The organism is Gimesia aquarii, from assembly GCF_007748195.1.
Taxonomy (GTDB): Bacteria; Planctomycetota; Planctomycetia; order Planctomycetales; family Planctomycetaceae; genus Gimesia; species Gimesia aquarii.
The window spans coordinates 4,349,192-4,372,470 of the sequence record NZ_CP037920.1 but is presented as its reverse complement, the minus strand read 5'-3'; the positions used below and the strand labels follow the sequence as shown (position 1 = coordinate 4,372,470).

General features: G+C 46.6%; 17 protein-coding genes. 10 read left to right on the top strand and 7 right to left on the bottom strand.

Annotated elements, in window-relative coordinates:
- Positions 1-317: 317 nt before the first annotated feature.
- From V144x_RS16795 to V144x_RS16785, 3 genes are all read right to left on the bottom strand, one after another.
- A complete protein-coding gene (locus tag V144x_RS16795; RefSeq protein WP_144986300.1) occupies positions 318-2,315 on the bottom strand; it encodes a cytochrome b N-terminal domain-containing protein in 1,998 nt (665 codons plus the stop codon).
- A 72-nt stretch (positions 2,316-2,387) separates the two neighbouring features.
- The gene (locus V144x_RS16790; RefSeq protein ID WP_144986298.1) at positions 2,388-2,906 is read right to left on the bottom strand and encodes a QcrA and Rieske domain-containing protein; all 519 of its coding nucleotides are present in this window, start codon (positions 2,904-2,906) and stop codon (positions 2,388-2,390) included.
- Between the two features lie 478 nt (positions 2,907-3,384).
- Positions 3,385-3,882, bottom strand: a complete 498-nt coding sequence (locus tag V144x_RS16785; protein ID WP_232098961.1) for a HEAT repeat domain-containing protein — start codon at positions 3,880-3,882, stop codon at positions 3,385-3,387.
- A 25-nt stretch (positions 3,883-3,907) separates the two neighbouring features.
- Between V144x_RS16785 and V144x_RS16780 the strand changes: the two genes are divergently transcribed.
- From V144x_RS16780 to V144x_RS16770, 3 genes are all read left to right on the top strand, one after another.
- Positions 3,908-4,420 carry a hypothetical protein gene (locus V144x_RS16780; protein WP_144986296.1) on the top strand — a complete coding sequence of 171 codons (513 nt, stop codon included), beginning with the start codon at positions 3,908-3,910 and terminating at the stop codon, positions 4,418-4,420.
- Positions 4,421-5,513: 1,093 nt separating this feature from the next.
- Positions 5,514-6,887 (top strand): tetratricopeptide repeat protein, encoded by a 1,374-nt coding sequence (locus V144x_RS16775; RefSeq protein WP_144986294.1) that lies wholly within the window; start codon positions 5,514-5,516, stop codon positions 6,885-6,887.
- A 33-nt stretch (positions 6,888-6,920) separates the two neighbouring features.
- Positions 6,921-7,676 carry a polyprenol monophosphomannose synthase gene (locus V144x_RS16770; RefSeq protein WP_144986292.1) on the top strand — a complete coding sequence of 252 codons (756 nt, stop codon included), beginning with the start codon at positions 6,921-6,923 and terminating at the stop codon, positions 7,674-7,676.
- Positions 7,677-7,720: 44 nt separating this feature from the next.
- Here the strand turns inward: V144x_RS16770 and panB are convergent, their stop codons facing one another.
- Positions 7,721-8,536: a 3-methyl-2-oxobutanoate hydroxymethyltransferase gene (gene panB, locus V144x_RS16765; RefSeq protein ID WP_144986290.1), complete on the bottom strand. Its 816-nt coding sequence runs from the start codon at positions 8,534-8,536 to the stop codon at positions 7,721-7,723.
- A gap of 642 nt (positions 8,537-9,178) precedes the next feature.
- Here panB and V144x_RS16760 point away from each other — a divergent pair.
- From V144x_RS16760 to V144x_RS16745, 4 genes are all read left to right on the top strand, one after another.
- Complete coding sequence (locus tag V144x_RS16760; protein ID WP_144986288.1) at positions 9,179-10,231, top strand: thioredoxin-disulfide reductase; 1,053 nt, start codon at positions 9,179-9,181, stop codon at positions 10,229-10,231.
- Between the two features lie 52 nt (positions 10,232-10,283).
- The gene (locus V144x_RS16755) at positions 10,284-11,423 is read left to right on the top strand and encodes a M24 family metallopeptidase (RefSeq protein ID WP_144986286.1); all 1,140 of its coding nucleotides are present in this window, start codon (positions 10,284-10,286) and stop codon (positions 11,421-11,423) included.
- An 87-nt stretch (positions 11,424-11,510) separates the two neighbouring features.
- The gene (bioF, locus tag V144x_RS16750) at positions 11,511-12,701 is read left to right on the top strand and encodes an 8-amino-7-oxononanoate synthase (RefSeq protein WP_144986284.1); all 1,191 of its coding nucleotides are present in this window, start codon (positions 11,511-11,513) and stop codon (positions 12,699-12,701) included.
- 60 nt (positions 12,702-12,761) lie between these two features.
- Positions 12,762-13,631, top strand: a complete 870-nt coding sequence (locus V144x_RS16745) for an alpha/beta fold hydrolase (RefSeq protein WP_144986283.1) — start codon at positions 12,762-12,764, stop codon at positions 13,629-13,631.
- Positions 13,632-13,662: 31 nt separating this feature from the next.
- Here the strand turns inward: V144x_RS16745 and V144x_RS16740 are convergent, their stop codons facing one another.
- From V144x_RS16740 to V144x_RS16730, 3 genes are all read right to left on the bottom strand, one after another.
- On the bottom strand, positions 13,663-14,901 hold the full coding sequence (locus V144x_RS16740) for a DEAD/DEAH box helicase (protein WP_144986281.1): 1,239 nt from the start codon (positions 14,899-14,901) through the stop codon (positions 13,663-13,665).
- Between the two features lie 68 nt (positions 14,902-14,969).
- On the bottom strand, positions 14,970-16,961 hold the full coding sequence (ftsH, locus tag V144x_RS16735; RefSeq protein WP_144986279.1) for an ATP-dependent zinc metalloprotease FtsH: 1,992 nt from the start codon (positions 16,959-16,961) through the stop codon (positions 14,970-14,972).
- A 289-nt stretch (positions 16,962-17,250) separates the two neighbouring features.
- Positions 17,251-18,093, bottom strand: a complete 843-nt coding sequence (locus tag V144x_RS16730) for a glycosyltransferase family 2 protein (RefSeq protein ID WP_144986277.1) — start codon at positions 18,091-18,093, stop codon at positions 17,251-17,253.
- A gap of 335 nt (positions 18,094-18,428) precedes the next feature.
- Between V144x_RS16730 and V144x_RS16725 the strand changes: the two genes are divergently transcribed.
- The 3 genes from V144x_RS16725 (at position 18,429) to V144x_RS16715 (ending at position 23,252) form a co-directional block, all read left to right on the top strand.
- Positions 18,429-19,607, top strand: a complete 1,179-nt coding sequence (locus V144x_RS16725; protein ID WP_144986275.1) for an aldose 1-epimerase family protein — start codon at positions 18,429-18,431, stop codon at positions 19,605-19,607.
- 478 nt (positions 19,608-20,085) lie between these two features.
- Positions 20,086-21,930, top strand: coding sequence for a 30S ribosomal protein S1 (rpsA, locus tag V144x_RS16720; RefSeq protein WP_144986273.1), 1,845 nt, complete (start codon positions 20,086-20,088; stop codon positions 21,928-21,930).
- A 482-nt stretch (positions 21,931-22,412) separates the two neighbouring features.
- A complete protein-coding gene (locus V144x_RS16715) occupies positions 22,413-23,252 on the top strand; it encodes a sigma-70 family RNA polymerase sigma factor (RefSeq protein ID WP_144986271.1) in 840 nt (279 codons plus the stop codon).
- Positions 23,253-23,279: the final 27 nt, after the last annotated feature.

Here is a 23,279-nt window from a genome sequence, read left to right as displayed (position 1 = left end):
CTGGTGCGAATGAGAGCTGTTTTCTGTTCCGTCTCGATTAATTGAGAAGGAAGAATTTCAAATAAGTCAGATATTACTTAACTGAAATGAACACGAGGCTACCAACTCTTAAAAAAGAATTGAGATCATCTCAACTCAGAATGCTTACCTCAAGTTGAATGAGTGGGTTTCGAAATTCAGGTAATTATTACGTAATCTATGGTAATCAGATCTTTCAGATCCAGGAAAGGCTGAAATAATCAGAAAACAACTACACTCATGCTCGATCGATATTTTGAAAGCGCCAGGCTTTTTACAGGTTAAAATAATCGAAGTGATTACTTATCCGTTGTCGGTCGTTGCCATTCTCCACGCATCCAGTTGACAAGCAAGTTTAAGTCGTGTTTGGAAAGTTTGGATTCTTCAAAGGCAGGCATGACGTTTTTATCACCATAGAACTTTTCTGCACCCGGGCTGCGAATGAACTCAGAGAGCCATTTGGCCGATCCATAACCATTGAAGTCAGGTGCGGCACCTCCTCCTTCATCGTCGGGATCTCCGGCTTTCATGGCGTGGCATTGCGCACAATAGCCATCAAAATCGACGACTTTGCCATCTTTGCCTTTGAAATTCTGACCACTGAAAACAGAAATACCCCGTTTGATGACAGCCTCACTGACAGGTTCATAGTCTCTCCGATTTGCTTCGCGCGCCAGGAGTGCTGAGACGGCTTCAATATCTGCTTTTGAGAGTATGCCTTCCGGTCCGACATAGCTGTCGGCCCAATCGCTCATATCGCCATTCAGAATCGCATCTCCTCCTTTTAGAGAACCAACATGACCGAAGAATTTGGGGTCTCTCGGGTTGGTGAGGAACTCGGCGATCCATTTGGTTGTCGCAAATCCCGCAAGATCTGAAGCACGGGGAGTGGCTTTAACTTTTTTACCGTCTTTCATTTCCATGATAAAGTGTCCTGTTCCATCATGGCCATTCCATGTGTGACAGATTCCACAATGGCGCGCAAAAATGAGCGGTCCCATTGATTTCGGGTCATTCCGCAGTAAAGAAGCCGGCCCCTCAGGAGGAACGCCGTTCTCACTGGCCAACCAGGATGCACGCGCAGCATAGGCAATTTCCTGCGAGCGATTCAAGGCATAATCGGGAGCACTACGCTCCGTTTGAATCCCATACCAGCTAATACCCGAGATGATAAGTATGCCACCCACATAAACGGCAATAGCCAGACGCTGCCCCCACTTTTCACCTAAAACTTTTTCATAAAAGGGAACCAGAACCAGTATCGCGAGTAACACGCCCGGTAAAACAGCCGTGACTAAGACTTCGAGATCCTTGGGGACCATATGTCTGAGTTCAAATAGAAATCTTACAAACCATTCAGGTCGTGCTACAAACGGCAACGCGCTGTCAGCAGGCGCTTCGAGTTTGATCTCACTTGGGTGTAGGTCGGCCTCCCATTCAAGCAACTCAGTGTTGACATGCTGGTTTTTAAGAGTGGGATAAGTCATCATTTGAATGATGACGATACCGATCAGAAACAAGGTTAATACCAGGGTTCTTGTTGTTTGATAAGGCCAGTAGGGCTGCGTAATTTCATCTTTTAAGGGATCATCTTCATCCAGTTCGAAATCGACATCGGGGTCATCGGCGGCTTCTTTGATCTTTGCGGTTCTCAGACGTTCTCGGCGGATCAATGCCATGTGAATGGTAAACAGCAAAATTGCGATCACTGGTAGAACGATTACATGAATTGTATAAAGTCGCGTTAGCGTGAGGTTTCCAAATTCGCTCCCACCAACAACCAAAGAGCGCAACGTCGAGCCGATACCGGGCATGGTACCTGCAATGCCCGTTTCAATTTGATAAGACCAGTAACCTTTCTGATCCCAGGGAAGCGGGTTTCCGGTAATCGTCAACCCCACAATGACCCCGCCAATTAATAGACTGGTCCAGTAAATAAATTCTTTCGGCTTGCGATAACCGGCTGAAACAATCACTAGAAAGATCTGCACAATGATAGCGACGATCATCATATGTGCGGTGTAATGATGCAGTCCTCGTACAAACCAGCCCAGGTTGACCTGGGTTTCAATGTAATGCACACTGCCCCAGGCTGCTGCTTCAGAAGGGCTATAGACAGTCATTAATAAGGTGCCGGTGACAATTTCGACCAGCATCATCAATACCAGAGCTCCCCCCCAGATAAATTGCCAGCGAGAGCGCCTTTTGGTGGGAAAATTTAATAAGAAGATCGCATGCAAGAAATTCTTGTATCCGGTTCGTTCATCGATCCACTTTTTGGTTTTTTCTGGCAGCACTGTATGATCTCCCTATGGGAAATTTAAATGATTACATCTACGTTGTCATGGTTTGAGGTAAATGACACTGCGCTAACTTATCGAAACTTTTTCTGCAATTCCCGTTTCGAATTTTTCGTATTCCACAACAATCCATTTTTCGCCGCGTATCGTCTTGATCGACGCGTTTAATTCATCCATTCCACGAGGCTGAGGACCACTGACGATGCTGCCGTTCGATTCAAACGTGGCCGCATGGCAGGGACAGAAAAAGACTTTATCTCCGGGTACGTAATCAACCACACATCCTAAATGAGGACAGGTTGACGAAAAGGCGGTGATTGATTCATCTTCATTTTTACTGATCCAAACCGATCCAATCGGACCCGAAGGATATTTCGTCCAGGCATCGACTCGCCGATCGATGATTGTAAAGCGTTGGGGAACTCCAGGCTCCAGATCATTCAGCTTGGCCAGCTCATAGGTCGCCTTTTCCTGCTGTCCTCGTTTAAGCGTCGAAAACAAAAAGCCTAGCGCCGGCACAGCCAGGATAATGGCATAGATAGAACTTAAAACACTAGTGCAGTATTTGAGGAATTTTCGACGTCGCATTGTGAGAACCTTCAAATCTGAAAAGGCGATTGTTGACTAGTTTTCGGAGTGTAGCATTTCGATTTCTAAATCAAACAACAAGTGTCTTCATAGGGTTACGTTTATATTTGCTTCATTTTTCACAGTTATACTTAGCAGTAATTGGCCAGGCAGGATTTTTTGGGGTGTCGACTTGTGAATCAGGAGGGAACTTACAATATATGTTTCTAAACTGCACGCTTTGACACAATGAGTGTCGGTTGGAGGGATGTCTTTATGGTAACAGATCATAACAGAGATTACGAGTATATTATTTTAAGTCTAATGTTTTCATATCTTTAAGACTTTGGTATCAAGTAATCGGATTATACTGTCCAAAATAAAAGGAATTCAATGCTGGTTTCTTGATTTCTCAAGGACAACAAAAAAAACGGCTCCCCTTTTTGTAAAGGAGAGCCGTTTAAGAGTTCATGGTTATCTAACTGGATTTGATTGATAATTAGTCAATCAGACCGAACAAGTTAGACAGGCTGTTTCCACTCAGACGTCGACGAGACTGTTTTTGGTCTTGAAAACGGCTGGGGAAGTAAGCCTTAGGATCTGAGGTTGGAGCAGGAGCTGGTGCTGCTGAAGGAGAGCATCCGCTAGGAGCACATCCAGTGTGGCAGCAAGGTTTGTCACAGCAACCTTCAACAACTTCGTATCCGCAGAGTTCCAGAGCCTGAGTTGCTTCACGAACAACTTTCTTGTCGCAGTCACCCAGAGCACAAGTCAGTGCAGCTGTTAATTGTGGTGAGCAGCAGCAGTTGTTCTTACGAAGCTGGTCGCCGATTTCATCAGCAGCTTTAGCACGAACACGTTCGTCAGCGTCGTTCAAAGCGTAGATGAAAGCACACATGATTTCAGGATTGCACTCACAGTTGAACTTGTCACCCAGCTTGTGGATTGCTTTGCGACGGTGCTTAGCATAGCAAGCTGTTTGAGACTGGTAGATCAATTCTGCGATTTCGCAAGGATCTGCGTTGCAGCAAGGCTTGTCGTTGCAGCAGTTGTTTGCAGCTGGTGCAGCACAAGTCTTGGGAGCTGGGCAGCAGCTCTTGGGAGCAGGAGCACAGCAGGCCTTTGGAGCTGGTGTGCATGCTTTTGGAGCAGGAGCACAGCAAGCCTTTGGAGCTGGTGCGGCACATGCTTTAGGAGCAGGAGCACAGCAAGCTTTTGGAGCTGGTGCGGCACATGCTTTAGGAGCAGGAGCACAGCAGGCTTTTGGAGCTGGTGCGGCACATGCTTTAGGAGCAGGAGCACAGCAGGCTTTTGGAGCTGGTGCGGCACATGCTTTAGGAGCAGGAGCACAGCAAGCTTTTGGAGCTGGTGCGGCACATGCTTTGGGAGCACAACCGTTGTTGCAGTTTCCTGAGTTGCAGCTTGATCCTGAATTACAGCAGCGTTTTTTGAACCAACCGCGGAGCCTACGTGCAGGCTTACAGCAGGCGGGACCAGTTTCGCCACAGCAAGGTGGTTTAATTGATGAGCACTGACGTTGGTAAGTATAAACGTTAGGCTCGCATGGTTTTGTAATAGTGGGTTTACAACACTCGGGTTGACATGTCGAGGCACATTCACAGCTCTTTGCAGCCCCGCGATTAAGCGAAAGGTCAAAAAGATCTGCTTGTGCAACGGCATTCATCCCTAATGCCACAACAAATGCACTTAACAGACTAATCCATTTCATAGAACAGCGTCTCCTTCTTGGGTCGTTTTCTGACCATCATAGACAGATTGATGTGCCTCTTATGTCACACCATTGTGATTATTGCGCGAATCTTGTTTTGTTCCCTTTGAGACTACTTTCGGTCCAAGTTGAATACCTCAACTCGCGCTGGCTTGAGTCTAAAAGATTGTTCGTTAACAATCCCTTTACAATAGTTATTCCGTTTGCGGTTGATACTCTCGCGAACATCGACCTAATTCACAGCTGAATTGTTTTCCTTGTGATCATTCAGACGCGAATTCTCATTGCGACTGCTACAATCTATCGGCGTGCTGGAATAATCGCTTGAATGTCTCAAGTCATTATCAGATAAAAAGGTTACGTCATTTTTGCATCGGATTATGTGTGTCGTAACGGTTAGTTAAGCTGAGCAGGATTTACGATGGTTTCAGAATAGAAATGCCCTTCGAAACCTGTGAAAATGGGTGGTTTGAGTTTGAAGAGGAGAACTGGACTTGATAGTTTTGGCTGTGCCTAATGTAATGAGCAACCCGTTCCTGACAGCTGTTTTTGTTAGATGACTTACGGCATAAACCTCAGTGCCAAGGTCGAATATAAGGGCAAAAAAGCTTCTCTAAGCTACCTGATTCCCATTTCAACTTTGCTGGTAATCATAATCTGGATCAATCGTAACTATTTTTTATCCTTTTCCTGCGAGTTTCTCTGACCTGAAAATCAGATTTGAGTGTGGGAACGAATCTGTGCTGTTTTTGAGAATCACAAGGCCTTTGTGAAGTGGCACTCTCATCTTTAATGCAAGGCCGTTTATCGCTGTATCAATTCAACAAGTCCTTGCTTTTAGGGAATTCAGCGTGCATAATGCAATTGTAAGTAATAGCTGGGCCTTCAGGAGAAAACAAATGCGGTATATCCTCACATTGTGCACAGCTTGTCTTTTCTCGGGTCTATCCGATCAGGCTTCTGCGCAAAGGCCGAATGCTTCACAAGGGCGACATGGTCATTACCATCATTCGCGCCACCATCACAGGCATTCTTATCCACGCTATTACGGTCGCACTTGGCCCAGCCCTGGGTTTTCGTTTGGGGGAAGTTCAGGAAACGTCGATTTCAATTTTTCGTTTTCCGGCAATGCCTATTATGGTAATCCATGGGGACCCTACTTTTATAACCGTTTTGGATACTACAGCACGGATGCGTTCATTGCAGGCAACCCGGTCTTATTCTCCGGTAACTATTCATTGAATGGTTTTTATCCGATACTTCCTGGACAGGGTTTCTCGCCACCGGCCGTTTATCCTTATAGTAATGTGCCAGGCACGTTGCCCACATTGCCAGCACACCCACAGCTGACGAATCCGGGTGCAGCGAGTAATTTGCCTTTAAATAATGCACTCAACGATGATTTAGCACGTTGGGAAGATCCCAATTATCTTCCCAAACCTACCAAGACAATCAAGAAATACATCATTCCTTCCACTCCTCATGCACGCGAGTTAAGTCTGCGTAATTTGGTGAAAGGCGATGAGTATTTCAAAAAACAGGATTATCGAAGAGCCTACGATCGATATAAGCTGGCAGCTTCATTGACGAAGGATCTACCGACTCCCCACTTTAAAAAAGGATTCGCGCTGGTTGCATTAAAACAGTATGACCGGGCCGCTTATGAATTTAAACAAGGATTGGCCCTGGATCCGAAATGGCCGCTCACAGGAGAAAGTTTGAGCAATCTTTTTGGTCCAGATAATGTGATCGCCAAAGATTCGATGCTACATCAGGTTGCAGAATGGGTCAAAGAAGACATTCGTGATCCTGAAAGACTCTTCATCTTTGGAGTCGTGTTATATTTTGACGGTCAGGCGGAACAGGCAAGAGATGTTTTAAAGACCGGTGTTCGTCTGGCTGGTCGTGGCAATCATTTTCTGGCATTTCTGGATCCCAATTTCGGTGCAGGAAATCAAAAAACGATTCAGAAAAAAGGGAGTCAATCGGGGTTTGTTGTCAATCCAACGCAAACTCGTCCGCCTGCATTTGAGTCGAATCAGTCCTCTAAGAAACAGAATCCGCCTGGATCATCTCGGTCTGCGCCAATTACAAAAACGCTGCCACAGCAAAAACTATCACTGCCACCCCCTCCTTCATCGAAGTTACCCCAGATTAATAACCAGTCTCTACCTCCTCTACCTGAAGATGCAAAGACTCCTGGCGCACCATTGATTCCTTTGCCAGAGCCTGCTAAAAGTCAACAACCGCCTGCGTTGATTCCTCCTCAATAATTGAGACGTTTTTCTTTGGGCCTGAAATAACTGATGACAGACTCTGATTCTCCCAGATTATTAGTGACACTCTGTACGTATAATGAACGAGAAAACCTGGAATTGCTCATTCCGGAGATTCACGAACATCTGCCTTATGCTGCGATCTTAGTGATTGACGACAATTCCCCCGATGGGACGGGAGAGTTTGCCAAAGAACTGAAAAAAAGCGATCAACGGATCCATTCCATCCACCGCAGTGGAAAACTGGGCTTAGGTACGGCGACCGTCGCTGGTTTTCAATATGCGATCGAAAATCAATATGATCTGGTTTTGAATCTGGATGCTGACTTTAGTCATCCTCCCCGTTACATGCCCGCGCTGGTAGAAGCGACCAAAAATGCTGATGTCGCAATTGGCTCTCGATATGTCCCCGGTGGGGAAATTGAAGGCTGGGGGCCGAAACGCTATTTCATGAGTGGTGCCATCAATTGGTACGCCCGTTTGTTACTCCGTTTGAAATCTCGGGACTGCAGTGGGAGTTTTCGTTGTTATCGGGTCTCAAAACTGGCCGAGATCGATTTTTCTCTCTTGAGGGCCAAGGGCTATGCATTTCAGGAAGAGATCCTTTATCGCTGCCGTCGTGTCGGCTGTACTTTTGAGGAAGTCCCCTTCACGTTCGAAGAACGTCGGTTCGGAAGCTCTAAGATTAACCTGGGTGAGGCATTTTCAGCTTTATGGGTGATGTTTGTGCTTGGAATCGAAAACTGTTTCGGGAAACGGGTTCGTACACTTCAGTCTTCTGACTGACTTTCGCTCTGGTTCATCACAGTAGAGCATTTCTTAAGGCTTGCTCAGGTATGGCTGTGTGACTCATCGGGAAATTGACCTTCGCGTACTTCCTTTGCGTAGGCTTGAGCAGCATTCGTCATAACTGTTGTGAGATCCGCATATTTTTTCAAAAATCGTGGATGAAAATCAGCATTCATACCTAACATATCAGGCGTCACCAATACTTGTCCGTCACAGCCTGGCCCGGAACCAATGCCAATCGTGGGAATCGTGACGGTATCTGTAATCTTTTTGGCGATGGGGGCGGTAATCATTTCAAGAATAATCCCAAAGGCCCCTGCTCTTTCGACTGCCAGAGCGTCAGCGATCAGGTCGTCTTCATCGCGTTGAATTTTTCCCATACCACCCAGGGCACGAACTGACTGGGGTTTCAGACCCAGATGAGCCATGACAGGGATGTCCGCAGAAACGATGGTTTCGATCGTTTTGACCTGATTGACGCCTCCTTCCAGCTTCACGGCGTCGGCACCTGTCTCTTTCAAAATCCGCCCCGCATTTTCCAACGCCTGTGAAGGTGAGACATGAAATGACATAAAAGGCATGTCCACAATGATCAGCGCCCGTTGAACAGCACGCGAAACGATTTCACCATGATAGATCATTTCATCGACTGTCACGGGCAGTGTTGTGCTTTTTCCCTGGACGACCATTCCCAAAGTGTCGCCTACTAAAAGGCAGTCTAATCCGGCTTCATCCAGAATTTTAGCTGACAGAAAATCATAGGCAGTCAGCATGGAAATCTTCTGCTTTTTTTCCTTGGTTGCTAGAAACTGGGGAACGGTAAACTTTTTGGGCCGTGCTGGGGAAGCATTCGACACGGAACTCTCCTTAAAACTCTCAGCAGGTTTGGGCATCTAGCCAGACCAGATCAATAATAGATTACTATTGTAGACATCTCTGCATCGTTTAGGGTTCCACCATATGAAAACTAAGTCTGAATTCGCAAGACTGGTGTCTGCTTTTCTTTAAAATCATGTGGAGGGGAGAATGTGTAGTATTTTGCATCGTATGATAATGCAACATATGTTGCATAGTAATACATGTTCTTTAGCGATGATCTTCTTCACATAATCTTAATTATATACTAAGTGTTTAATAATGAATGGCTTAGAGTATTTTTTGCACAATTATTTTCGATTGGTACGGCTTATGCTTTTAGGTATTAACAGCGATGGTGGCAAGCGTTGGCCCGCACTTGCTCCATTCAGCACAGAAAAGGTGCTTCAGTCATTCACGTGATTCGAAGCACCTTTTTTATTTCCCTAATTTCCAGTTCTGCTCAGAAACGAGTCATCCCACCTTCTGGAATTCCTCACGCTACTTCAGTAGGATTGTCGAGCACACCAATGTGTTTGTTGCTCGTGTTTCAATAATCCATGCTACTGGCAATTCTCCCGTTACTGAAAATTTGTTTCAAATCATTTCAGTCAGAGAATCTCGATATCAGGAGGTGAGTGAACGTGCCGGAAAAAGTCGTCGTGATCGGATCTGGGCCCGCTGGTTGGGCCGCTTGTATTTACACATCCAGAGCCAATCTGGAACCCCTTTGCTTTGAAGGGGCTGTAACAGAAGAAAATCGTTTACAAGGAACACTGCCTTTAGGTCAGTTGGCTCTAACGACGGAAGTTGAAAATTACCCGGGATTCCCTAATGGAAATCTAAACGCCTATCTGGATGACTCCATAGACGAATCCAAACGAAAATACATGGCACCCCATTTGGGTGAAGGGGTCAGTGGACCAGAGCTGATGGAATTGATGCGTCAGCAAGCGATCAATTTCGGAACAAAGGTGGTCACCGATGATATCGTCGATGTTGATTTTTCCTCGCATCCTTTCAAAATAACTCCCGCGAATGGCGAAACAGTGGAAGCTTTGACGGTGATCATCGCCACAGGAGCACGGGCCAATTATCTGGGGCTCGATTCAGAAGAACGTTTCAAGAATATGGGCGTTTCGGCTTGTGCGGTCTGTGATGGAGCGATGCCTCGTTTTCGGAATCAGCCATTAGTTGTCGTCGGTGGTGGCGACAGCGCCATGGAAGAAGGTACGTTCCTAACGAAGTTTGCTTCCAAGGTATATCTCGTCCATCGTCGCGATGAATTTCGTGCCAGCAAAATTATGGCAGACCGTGCCTTAGCCAATGAGAAGATCGAAGTGAAATGGAATTCGGTCATTGATGAAGTGTTAGGAGATGATGAAAAGGGTGTGACCGGCGTACGGATCAGAAGTACGTTGGATGAAAACCAGACAGAAGAGTTGGATGCCACCGGTTATTTTGCTGCCATTGGTCATACTCCTAATATCAACTTTCTGAAAGGTCAGATTGAGACGAACGACAAAGGGTATATCCAGTGGAAGGTTCCTTTCCGTACCAATACAAACGTGGATGGTGTGTTTGCCGCTGGCGATGTGGCCGATGATCATTACAAGCAAGCGATCACAGCTGCTGGCAGTGGTTGTATGGCGGCGCTGGATGCAGAACGTTGGCTTGTTGACAAAGGGTTCGATTAAAGTCGTCGTTGGCCTCTCATATCATTGATTTCCGTTAAAGGACATAAAAGAAATGCTGTCTAAAGAAGGCTGTTTGGCACGCCAGAAGCGATTATGGGAAGCGGTTCCCGATCACCTGCAGTGGATCTTAATCGCTGATCCCCGTCACGTACTGTACTTGTCAAATTTTTTGGTACAACCTTTTAGTTTCTCACGCGGAGAACGGGCCTTATTATTGCTGGATCGAGACAAGGGTGTCACTTTAATTGGCGATAATTTCACCCTGCGTTCTGCTGCCGCGGAATTCTATGTCGATCACGAAGCGATTGAGCAATGGTACGATCATAAACACTCAGTTGAGAATCGTGATCATGCTTTATTTAAGGCGTTGAAGTCGGTCGTACCACAGTTAAAAGGTCGTGCAGGTGCTGTTGAAGCCGAGTGGTTACCCGTAGGCGCGTTACACGAACTCGAAATTACACAAACCGATGCCACTCTTGAACTCGGTAGCATCTTACGTCAATTACGGCGGCAGAAACACGCCGATGAGATCGCCTTATTAAAATTGGCTATGCAGGCCTGTGATGCCGGTCATGCTTGTGCACGAGAGATTGTGGAAGCAGGTAAAAGTGAATTCGACGTGTTCCGTAAAGTCCAGGCAGCGGTAGTCCAGGCAGCGGGTATGCCAGTAGCCATTTACGGAGACTTCCGCGCCTGTAATGCCGCAGTTCCCAAAGCGGGGGGACTACCGTCACCGCACGTATTAGAGCATGGCGATTTGTTTGTGCTGGACTACTCAGTTGTGGTTCACGGTTACCGCAGTGACTTCACGAATACCATCAGCGTCGGTGAGCCAAGTGCAGACCAGCAAAAACTATTCTCGCTTTGTCAGGCAGCGATGCAGGCAGGCGAGTCAGCACTCAAAGCAGGCACAAAATGTGCCGACGTGCATGCTGCAACAGCAGCGCCCCTCTGGGATGCCGGATATCGCGACAACTTTCAACATCACGCCGGTCATGGACTGGGACTGGGACATCCGGAAGCACCGATTCAGGTTCCTGAGAGCACCGACACTCTTTTGGCCGGTGATGTGGTGACACTGGAACCTGGTGTCTATGTCGAAGGGATTGGGGGAATGAGAATTGAGCACAATTATCTGATCACAGAAGACGGATTTGAGCGTTTAAGTAATCATGTGATTTCCCTGACATAACGTGCGAACTCTAAGTTTCCAGATTCAGTTAGGGAAATCGGCCGCGTTTTTTATCGCTATGTTTGTGATAGTCAGGCTTTCGTAATCATGTCTTCTCCAGAAGTTCCCGAATGGATTGATAATGAGTTACGGGAGATCCGTGCTGCTGGTCTGTTTCGCTCCCGCAGAACATTCCACCCGCTGGCTGACGGGCGTTGCCTGTTGGAAGGTCGTGAGCTGATTAATTTCTCCAGCAATGACTATCTTAATCTTTCACATGACGAACGTGTGATCGCCGCCGCTGCCGCAGTCTTACCAGAAATGGGAGTGGGCACACGTGCCAGTGCGCTCGTGAGTGGTCGTACCGAATGGCATGCACAGCTTGAAAACCAGTTGGCTCGTTTTGAAGGGACGGACGAGGCGATTCTGTTTCCCAGTGGCTATGCAGCCAATTTGGGGATCATCTCAGCGTTTGCCAATCAGGAAGATACGATCTTTTGCGATCGGCTGAACCATGCGAGTTTAATTGACGGCTGTCGGTTATCTGGTGCCAGGCTGCGTGTGTATCGTCATGATCAATTAGAGAAACTGAAACGGGAACTGGAAAAGACATCTGGTGACGGAAAAAAAATTATTATTACTGATTCTGTCTTCAGCATGGATGGAAGTCTGGCACCTTTAGTTTCACTCTGCGATTTAGCTGAAGAATTCAACGCTACATTAATGCTGGATGAAGCTCATGCGACGGGAGTCTGGGGGGGATCCGGCAGAGGTCTGGCTGAGGAACTGGGGGTGGAAGAACGCGTGACGGTTCGGATTGGTACGCTCAGTAAAGCGGTCGGGACGATGGGCGGGTTTGTAGCGGGGCCTTGTTCTCTGATCGACTGGCTTTGGAATCGAGTACGAACGCAAATCTATTCGACCGCCCTGCCCCCTTCGATTTGTGCAGCAGCCTGTAAGGCACTTGAGATTATTCAGTCAGAACCAGATCGACGGCGTTTACTCCATGAACAGTCGACGTTTCTACGCAGAGAGTTGCAGCAACGTCCGTCAGTTTCTGTCCCTCCTTCATCCGGCCCGATCATTCCAATCATCCTGAAGGATCCCGACCTGACTATGAAAATTGCGGCAGAACTACAAGAATCCGGTTTCCTGGTAGGGGCGATCAGGCCGCCCACGGTTCCGCAAGGGACATCACGACTGAGAGTTTCGATCACCTGTGCCCATCAACGAGATGATCTCAAAGGCTTTTTAAAAGCCCTGGATCGTTCACTCGCCAGGAATGTGGAATCTCGATAAGGTATGCAAATTAGAATCTCATGAACCTGGTGGCATCAAAGACGTACAAAAGAACTCCGCATGAATTTTCGTGATCAGATCAAAAATGAATATCCTTTCGCTTCGCATTGGTTGGAGATAGACGGGCATCAATACCATTATCTGGACGAGGGGCAAGGTCAACCGCTGTTGATGGTGCATGGGAACCCGACCTGGAGTTTTGCCTGGCGACGTTTGGTGAAGCAGCTCTCTGCGCACTATCGCGTGATAGCCGTCGATCATATCGGTTGTGGATTGTCTGATAAACCGCAGGACTATGCCTACAAACTGGAATCACACATCAATAATTTGAAAACGCTGATTCAGGAACTGGATCTCCAGGACATTACCTTGTTTGCCCACGACTGGGGAGGCGCAATCGGCATGGGGGCTGCCGTTGATCTGCCCGAACGGTTTCAACGTTTTGTGTTAATGAATACAGCTGCCTTCCGCTCTCAGGAAATCCCTTTGCGTATTGCCGTTTGTCGGATACCAATCTTGGGAAGTTGTGGAGTGCGAGGATTGAATCTGTTTTCAGGAGCTGCAGTCTCAATGGCGGTCGAAAAGCGGGAACGGATGACGGACGAAGTCAAAACCGGTTTCTTAGGGCCCTATGATTCCTGGCAGAATCGCATCGCAGTCGATCAATTTGTCAAAGACATCCCATTAAAGCCATCGCATCCCAGTTATCAGACACTGTTGCATGTGGAAGAAGGTTTGCAGCAATTTCAAAACCATCCGATGCTCTTAATCTGGGGGGAGCGGGATTGGTGTTTTACCACCAACTTCCTGGACGAATTTGAACGACGATTTCCTAATGCAGAAACGTTACGAATTTCCGACGCCGGGCATTATGTGTTCGAAGACGCGCACGAAATCATGTTACCACGCATTGAACAGTTTCTAAAATAACTGAAGCAATCTTTTCTTGATCGTGCGATGCTCAGAATTCGCCGAAGTCGGGGTTGATTAAGTGTCCCGTGTTGCCGAGGTGTGCTACTTTTTCGACAGTTTTGCGGGGTTGTTTTGGTTTATAAGCTTCAAAATCATCAACCCGAAACTCAGAAATCATATGATTGATTCGATTTTCGATATTGGTCAACTGGTCGCCTTCGTCTGGTGCGACAAAAGTAAACGCGGCACCCTTTTCATCGGATGACAATCGTCCGACGCGTCCAATGCGATGCACATAATCATCATTAAATTCCGGTATATCGTAGTTGATGATATGCGAGATGCCACTGACATCGATACCGCGCCCCATCACATCGGTAGCAATTAACAAACGAATTTTTCCTTCGCGGAACTTCTTGAGGACGCGATCTCGTTTGGACTGTGGGAGATCACCATGAATGGCGGCAACCGCTTTGAGTTTTTTGGAAAAGATACGATCTAGTTTATCAGCACCCCGTTTGGTACGAGTAAAGACAATCGTTTGTTTGGGGCGTTCTTGAAATAGAAGCCGAGTGAGCAGTTTGACTTTACGATTCGGATCGACGGTGATGTAATACTGGTCGATCGACTCCACGCTGACACGATCTTCCGAGAGGTCAATCATAACCGGCTCTTGCATATAACGTTTCGCCAGACGTTCTACAGGTGGAGGCAAAGTTGCGGAAAGCAACAGTGTTTGTCGTTTTTCAGGGCATTTCCGGAGGATCTTTTCGATATCAGGACGAAAGCCGATATCCAGCATGCGATCTGCTTCATCGAGAATAACAAAATTGAGCGTATTCAATTTCAGATTGCCACGGTTAATATGGTCAATCACACGTCCCGGTGTACCGACTACGATTTGGGCGCCCTTCTTCAATTGATTTTCCTGAGGACGGAGTGGCTTACCTCCCACAAGCACCGCAAGGTTCAACGATTTGTCGGGGCAGAGCTTACGTATCTCAGCGGCAACCTGTTCACTCAACTCTCGCGTGGGAGCCAGGACTAATGCTTGTGCTCCCGGACGTCTCAGATCAATTTGCTGCAGCACGGGCAACGAAAAGGCGGCTGTTTTCCCCGTTCCCGTTCTGGCCTGTCCAATACAATCCTGACCTGTGACCGCAACCGGAATCAATTCAGCCTGAATCGGGCTCGGTGTTTCATACCCTGCCTGGGTGAGGTTTTGTAATAATTCGTGATTCAATCCCAGTTGATCAAATCGAGTCTTCTTTTTCTTTTCTTTCGGCATTTCCAATTCATTCCTGCTGTAGCAGGAGAAGTATCGATCTCATATAAGAGGCATTAAGGACGAGCTGGTTACTCTGATTGATCTTCATCAGCATTGAGACTGCTTATTTGATTTGCATTGTCAATGCTAGCTTGCTCACGAACCGAAGTTCCAATCAATTCCTTGATGTCATTGCTGTCAATGGCCTCTTTTTCTACGAGTGCTTTTGCCAGCAGATCAAGTTTCTCCCGATTTTCCGTTAACATTTTTTCAGCCAGATCATCGGCAGCATTTAAAAATCGCTGCATTTCCTGGTCGATTACATGGGCTGTTTCTTCACTGCATTCCCCTTGAGATTTCATCTCTTTTCCAAGGAACGGGTTTTCATCCGAATGGCGAAACGCGACAGGACCAATGACGTCACTCATGCCCCATTGCCCTACCATTTTACGTGTGATCTGGGTTGCCCGTTTGATATCATCCGATGCACCAGCTGTATGCTCACCGAACACAATTCTTTCTGCTGCCCGACCTCCCAACATGAATGCCAACTGTGAGTGAATTTGCTTCTCTCCGATATTATAACGTTCTTCATCGGGGAGTAATTGAGTAACCCCAAGCGCCCTGCCCCTGGGGATGACGGTTACTTTGTGAACAGGATCAATTTCTGGGAGTAACCACGCTAGTAAGGCATGGCCAGCCTCGTGGTACGCAGTCATTTCCCGCTCTTTTTCACTGAGAATTTCTTCTCGTCTTGGCCCCATCAAAACACGATCCTGGGCATTGTCAAAATCTTCCATGTCGACTTGATCTTTATTCAAACGCGTCGCTGAAAGCGCTGCCTCATTGACGAGGTTTTTCAAATCAGCACCCGAAAAACCAATTGTCCCGGAGGCAATTTTATTCAGATCGACATCGTCAGACAGAGGGATTTTTCGTGAATGAACTTTCAAGATCGCTTCGCGACCATCTTTCGTAGGGCGGTCCACGGTAATATGTCGATCAAAGCGCCCGGGACGTAGTAATGCAGGATCCAGAACATCAGGTCGGTTGGTAGCTGCGATGACGATGACGGCTTCATTTTGCTGAAACCCATCCATCTCACTTAGCATTTGATTTAAAGTCTGTTCACGTTCATCATGACCACCTCCCAGTCCAGCTCCTCGAATCCGTCCCACAGCGTCGATTTCATCAACGAAAATAATGCAGGGGGCATTTTCCTTGGCGGTTCGGAATAAGTCCCGCACGCGGCTTGCACCAACTCCTACAAACATCTGGATGAATTCGGAACCGTTAATCGAATAAAAGGGGACTCCTGCTTCACCGGCAGTGGCACGGGCTAATAAGGTCTTACCAGTTCCTGGCGAGCCCATCAGTAACACACCCTTTGGGATCTGTGCACCCAATCGCTGGAATTTGGCTGGTGTTTTCAGGAATTCGACGACTTCCTCTAACTCTCCTTTTGCCTGTTCCATTGCGGCGACATCGTCGAAGGTCGTCTGTTCTTCCGACGGTCTGAAGCGCTTCGCGGGGCTCTTAGTAAAATTGCCGAGCATGCCTGAGCCCATTGGATCTGCAGAGCGCCTGAGCATGAACCAGAAGAAACCAATAATCAACAGCGGGCCAATTAACCAGGGCAGGATATACGTACCTATCCCGACGTTGGTACTTTCAGCTTTGAAGGTGACTTTCTGTTTGAGTAATTCCGGAACGAGATCGCGATCTTCGACGGGGAGTGAAGGCAAAACAGTATTGAATTCCGCTTCCAGTTTTTCGCCCTTCTTTTTCTCATCAGGATTATCAGGACGAATCTTCCATTTGCCGGTCAGAATGTCGCCATGAAAATCTACAGAATCGACATTTCCACGTTTGAGTTCTGAAATGAAAAAACTGTAGTCCACCTTCGAGCCGATATTTCCCGGCGAGGTTTTCATCATGATCAGGCTGCCAATCACCAGAATCAGCAGGATGATTAACCAGGGGCCCGTCGAGGGAGTGCCCTGGTTTTCTTTGCCTGATTGCTTTTGGGGGGCTTTGCCTTTGGGAGGTTCGTTTTGTGGGTTCTCCGAAGGAGAGTCCATATGTATTTCCGTTCGTTGACTGAGATCTTAATGATTCTGATTGCTGATTAATGCATTAAGCATGATGTGGTGTTCACTTTGAATCTGCCTGTCGTTGGGAATTCGACATCGCAGACTTGAAGGATACGTATGTTTATTTCTTTGTTTCGATAACATGTTGCTGATTCTATGAGAAAATCAGCCCTTCAGGCAATGCTTGGAAGCCTGTTTTTAGAAAGGATCAGATAAGCAATCGGCAAAATAAGTACTTCGCAGATGGGATGTTATTGCATGGTATTTGGATATCTAACTAATCTTTCAATCCATATCGCACAATGCACCACAGTGCCTTCACTCCGTCTCGCCAGCCAATTTTTTTCCCCTGATCGTATGTGCGACCATCATAACTGATCGACATTTCAAATATGCGGCACTGGCGCCGTGCCACTTTTGCTGTGATTTCCGGTTCAATTCCGAATCGATTCTGGCAAAGACCGGGAGCGATCTCCTTAATGACTTCTTTTTTGAAAAGCTTGTAGCAAGTTTCCATATCGGTGAGATTGAGATTTGTAAAACAATTCGAGAGCGTCGTCAGAAACTTGTTTCCCAGGAAATGCCAGTAATAGAGCACACGGTGGGGCTGATCCCCCAGAAAGCGGCTGCCATAGACAACGTCTGCTTTGCCTTCGATGATCGGTTGTAATAAACGCGGGTATTCTGAAGGATCGTATTCAAGATCGGCATCCTGAATGATCATGACATCACCTTGCGCTTCCAGAAACCCAGTCCGAACAGCGGCTCCTTTTCCCTGGTTCACTTCGTGAAAAATCACACGGATTTGATTTTGTGAATCTTCTTGAGACTTGTTTTGTTCTTCCAGCCGTTTCAAAATCTCACGAGTTCCATCGGTGCTACCATCGTCGACGAGTACCAATTCTTTGCGAATGGGAACTGCTCTCACCTGATCAATCAGATTTTCTACGGTTTTGCTCTCATTGAAAATGGGAATCACAACGGAAAGCAGAAAGCCTTCCGGAATGGGATAAAAGCCAAGTTGACGACAACCGGCTTCTCCCAGTGAAGCTTTCAAGGAATCATACCATTCAGTCGTGTAAGGATAACCGTGTTCGTCCGGTTGAGGAACTGGTGTCATTGAGTGGAAATCCGTGATGAAACTATAAGGACATGGTTTTGGATTTGAGTAATACTTTCTGTATTATATGTCGTAAATCCCAACTGCAAGAGGAGTTTCTGATTCGTTTTGGCTTTCATCGCTGGCCAAGAGGAACAAACCGGTTTACATTATCCAGACTGTCAGATTGATATTTCAATATAATTCGGTCATACCGGATATTTTAAATATACTGATATTCTATATCGCGTCCAATTTAACCATAGCGGCTCCAAAGCGATGATACGAGGTCCAAACAGTCCTGGAGACGCTACAATCAACCTGGATAGAGGCCAGGCTAGAACGAAGGTAAGATCATGGAAGCAAAGCAAGTCCTGTTCACTGATATTAATACTCAAACCTGGATCGAAGAAGTTCTGCTAAATGCAGAGAGTCACTCCGAATTTTCAGAAGATCCAAACTGGTCGATTCACAAAAAACAAATGCACGGTGGACAGTCAGACGGCGTTGATCTTATCGAAATTGATAACGGAGCGCTGAGACTTTCCCTGTTACCAACACGGGGTATGGGAGTCTGGAAAGGCAGCTATCAGGAGATTCCCCTGGGATGGGACTCTCCTGTGAAAGCTCCCGTGAATCCCGCTTTTATCAACCTTTCAGAACGGGGGGGACTGGGGTGGCTCAGTGGATTCAATGAGTTGGTTTGTCGGTGTGGCCTGATTTCCAATGGTCCTCCTGGACAGGATACTGCCGGGAATCCCATTGAATCTGACTTAACCTTACATGGACGTATTGCCAATACCCCCGCTCATTATGTGAGCGTGGAACTTGACCCCAGGGATGGTGGTTGGATCAGAATTACAGGCAAGATGGAGGAAGGAATGTTATTCGGCAGTCACTTTTTGCTGGAATCGACATTGGAAACACAATTAGGATCGGCTGAATTTGCAATTCATGACAGGGTGACGAATCTGGGACCCGTCACAGCAGAATCAGAGTTGTTGTATCACATTAATATTGGTTCACCTTTTCTGGAAGCGGGGGCGCAATTTGAAATCCCTTTTGCTGAGATGGCGCCCCGTGATTCCCGTGCCGCAGAAGGAATTACCGACTTTAATACCTATTTAGGGCCAACTCCCGATTATGCTGAGCAGGCATACTATTTTAAGCCAATCTGTGATGATAACGGGTACACTCCTGCCATGCTTTGCGATAAAAAGGGTGGCTTGGGTTTTTTGGTGAATTTTAAGCAGGTCGATTTACCCTATTTTACGCTCTGGAAAAATACTCAAACGGAGTCGGCCGGTTATGTGACCGGATTGGAACCAGGCATCAACTTTCCTAACTTCAGGGCGATTGAACGAGAGCAAGGTCGGTTGAGAAATCTCGGTCCTGGAAGTAGCTATCAAACAGAAATCCAGATTTCCATTTTAAATAATTCAGATTCGGTTGATGAGATACGGCAAAAAATCACGAAGTTAAGTGAAAAAAGCGCGTCGATAATCCATGATGAGCCTCATGCGCAGTTTTCTTAATGATTGATTGACACCTTGCGAGTTCTTTTTCCGGCCAGATCAATGATCAGGGCCCAAATAGATGAAATATAGAAGAATTCACTGATTTCATGACTTTAAGCCATGTATATGGCTGGAATTAAATCAAATCATTCTGATATATTTGCTGGACTGACCTCCTTGGTGCATAGAATAACGCGTTGGGCGTTATCCGCGAAGTGAGGCAATTGGTTTTGGAGAAGTTGATATTCACTGGAATGTTGCAAGAGATATTCTCATTCTCTTTGCATTGTTTTGGATTGTTAGATCGCAAATTCGGCCAAATTCTCACAAGTCTGATTCTGTGAGCGTGGCTCCTCTGAGCCGTCGTTAAAGAGACGCCATAATGGTGTTGGAGCGGGAACGCCGAACCCCAGTTTCGCTAACTCACGAAATACTGTTGATATTCTCGTAAGAATTCATCTTCGAAATTTTTAAGCGTGTTTGGATTTATTTTAGTATGGTTGATCGTAATTTAATTCGAGAGTTTAATGTTTCTGATGACGACCTTGATGCTGCATTTGCAGGGATCATGTCTGATGTTGAGACTGAGGGTGATGTAGAAGGCGATGAAGCGGACTGGGTTCTGGACGATATCTATGCCTCCGTCTCCTGTGCTTATGACGTAAATCAAATCATTGACGGTGTGATTTTAAGTGTCGAAGGTGAAGAAGTTCTTGTCGATATCGGATTTAAAAGTGAAGGCGTTGTCCATATCGATGAATGGTCTGAGGAAGAGGAAGTTCCCAAGGCCGGTGATAAGGTACAAGTTCTGCTTGAAGAAGTAGAAGACGAATTCGGATTGACGATGCTTTCCAAGCGGAAAGCGGATCGTATTCGTGAGTGGGAAAAAGTCATCGCGACACATGCTGAAGGCGATGTCGTTTCCGGAACAGTTGTTCGTAAAATTAAAGGTGGTTTGCTCATTAACATCGGCGTAAACGTCTTCCTGCCAGCCAGCCAGGTTGATATTCGCCGTCCCTCTGATATTGCCAACTACATTGGTCGTACCATTGAGTGCGTCATTCTTAAGATTGATGAAGCAAGACGCAATATCGTTGTTTCCCGTCGTAAACTCATCGAAGAAAAACGCGAAAAACTCAAACAGGATTTACTCAGCAAAATTGAAGAAGCCCAAGTCGTTAAAGGTGTCGTTAAAAATATCGCCGACTTTGGTGCCTTCGTTGACTTGGGTGGTATTGACGGTTTATTACACATTACCGACATGAGTTGGGGACGTATTAATCATCCCACTGAAATTGTCAAGATTGATGACGAAGTCGAAGTCATGATCTTGAGCGTTGATCGCGAAAAAGAAAAAATTGCTCTGGGACTGAAGCAAAAAACACCAAGCCCCTGGGAGTTGGTTGAGTCTAAATATCCCGTTGGAACGAAAGTCATCGGTCATGTCGTCAACGTCATGTCATACGGTGCGTTCGTGAAACTGGAAGATGGGATTGAAGGTCTGGTTCATATTAGTGAAATGTCCTGGACGAAACGCATCAATCACCCCAGTGAACTGGTCAATATTGGCGATGAAGTCGAAGTGGTTGTCCTGGGAGTCAACAAAGACAAACAGGAAATCTCGCTTGGAATGAAGCAGACTCAGTCCAACCCATGGGACGAAGTCACTAAGAAGTACCCAGAGGGTGCCAAGGTCAAAGGAACGGTTCGGAACCTGACCAACTATGGTGCTTTCATCGAGCTCGAAGAAGGTGTCGACGGATTGTTACATGTCAGTGATATGTCCTGGACGCGAAAGATTTCCCATGCCAGTGAAGTGATGAAAAAAGGCGACGAGATCGAGTGTCTGGTCATTTCCGTTGATGAAGAGCGTAAACGAATTGCCTTGGGGCTAAAACAACTTGCCTCCGACCCTTGGGAAACAGACATCCCGGAAAAGTACCAGCCAGGTGCGATTGTTCAGGGTGTGGTTACCAAGATCACCAACTTTGGTGTCTTCGTAGAATTGGAAGAAGAACTGGAAGGTCTGTTACATATTTCAGAACTCTCAGATCAGAAAGTGGAAAATCCGGAGGATATCGTCAAAGTGGGTGAAACACTGGACGTCAAAATCCTGCGTGTCGATACGGATGATCGAAAGATCGGCTTGAGCCGCAAACTCGAAGAACCAATTGAAGAAGAGGCCGATTCAGCAGAAGGTGGAGAGGCAGCAGCTGTTGCACCTCGTAAGGAATTGATGGGGGGAACTGGAGGCGATGCTCCTTTGTTCTCAATGCCAACGGAAGCTCCTGCTGACGAGGCCCCGGCTGAAGAAGCTGAGGCTGAAGAACAGACGGAATAGTTCCCTGTAAATTGAATCTCGATTTACAGTTTGAGAAATACGAAAGCGGTGGTCATCAGTGGCCACCGCTTTTTTTAAAACTCCAAATCGATTGTGACAGACGTTTTCTATAGATATGTTCCCCTGTTCGTTTTTGAGACGCATATCAACTGCCATTGATGCAATGCCTGGGAGTGAGAAATCTCCGAAACTATAATAACAGCTGGATTTTAGCATTCGAAATCTATTCATTCGTTACAACCGACACACTTTCCGCAGATTCCTCTTTCACTGCCCTGCTTTTCCATACGAAGTTCAGGAACTAGTCATTCTTTGCCGATAAGAGTTCTACAGAGTGCAAGGTATATATACCTGCCTGCATTCTGTGAGAGACATCGTATCGAGAGGAAACGAGTTCCCGCGAACATCTGCAATTTAATGGGAAGCCACGGAAATCTTTCGGCTTTTCCATTTGCTAACAACAAATAGATAACAGGTTTTCCATGCAGAAAACTGCTCGACGGCGCTCCTCTTCAGCCGTACAGAATCCGTTAGAAACATACCTCAAAGAAATTAACGAAACCGCCCTGCTCTCAGCAGATGAAGAAAGAGATCTTTCTCGTCGTATTGAAAGTGGCGATAAAGAGGCCCGCGACCGGATGGTGCGTGCGAATTTGCGGTTGGTCGTTAATATTGCCCGTGCTTATGCCGGTAAAGGGTTACCGCTTCAAGATCTGATTGAAGAAGGTAATCTTGGATTGTTACGAGCCGTAGAAGGTTTCGACCCCGATATGGGGACCCGGTTCAGTACGTATGCCAGCTACTGGATTAAACAATCAATCAAGCGGGCACTTGTGAATTCTGCGAAAACAATTCGTATTCCCGCTTACATGGTTGAGTTGCTCACCAAATGGCGACGCGCGACGGCGCAGCTTCAAGATTCGCTTGATCGAACTCCCACTACGGAAGAAGTCGCAAAAGAATTAGATCTGCCTCCGAAAAAGTTGAAGATTGTTAAGAAAGCGATTCAGCTTTATAACTCTTCACCACAATCAGAACAACAGGACGCTGGCTGGTCGCTCGGAGAGATGATTCCCGATGAGCGATTGAAAGGTCCCGATGATGAGTTGGTTGAGAATGACAACCTTAAGCACGTTTTTCGTTTGTTGAAAGAAATTCCCGATCGCGAAGCCAATATTCTACGCATGCGTTTTGGGTTGGATGGCGACGAACCAAAAACACTTAAGGAGATCGGCCAGACATTGGGGCTGACCCGAGAACGTGTGCGTCAGATTGAAAGCGAAGCACTCAAAAAATTAGCTAAGGAAATTACCGGGGAATAATTCTCTGATAATCCAATAGATACATCA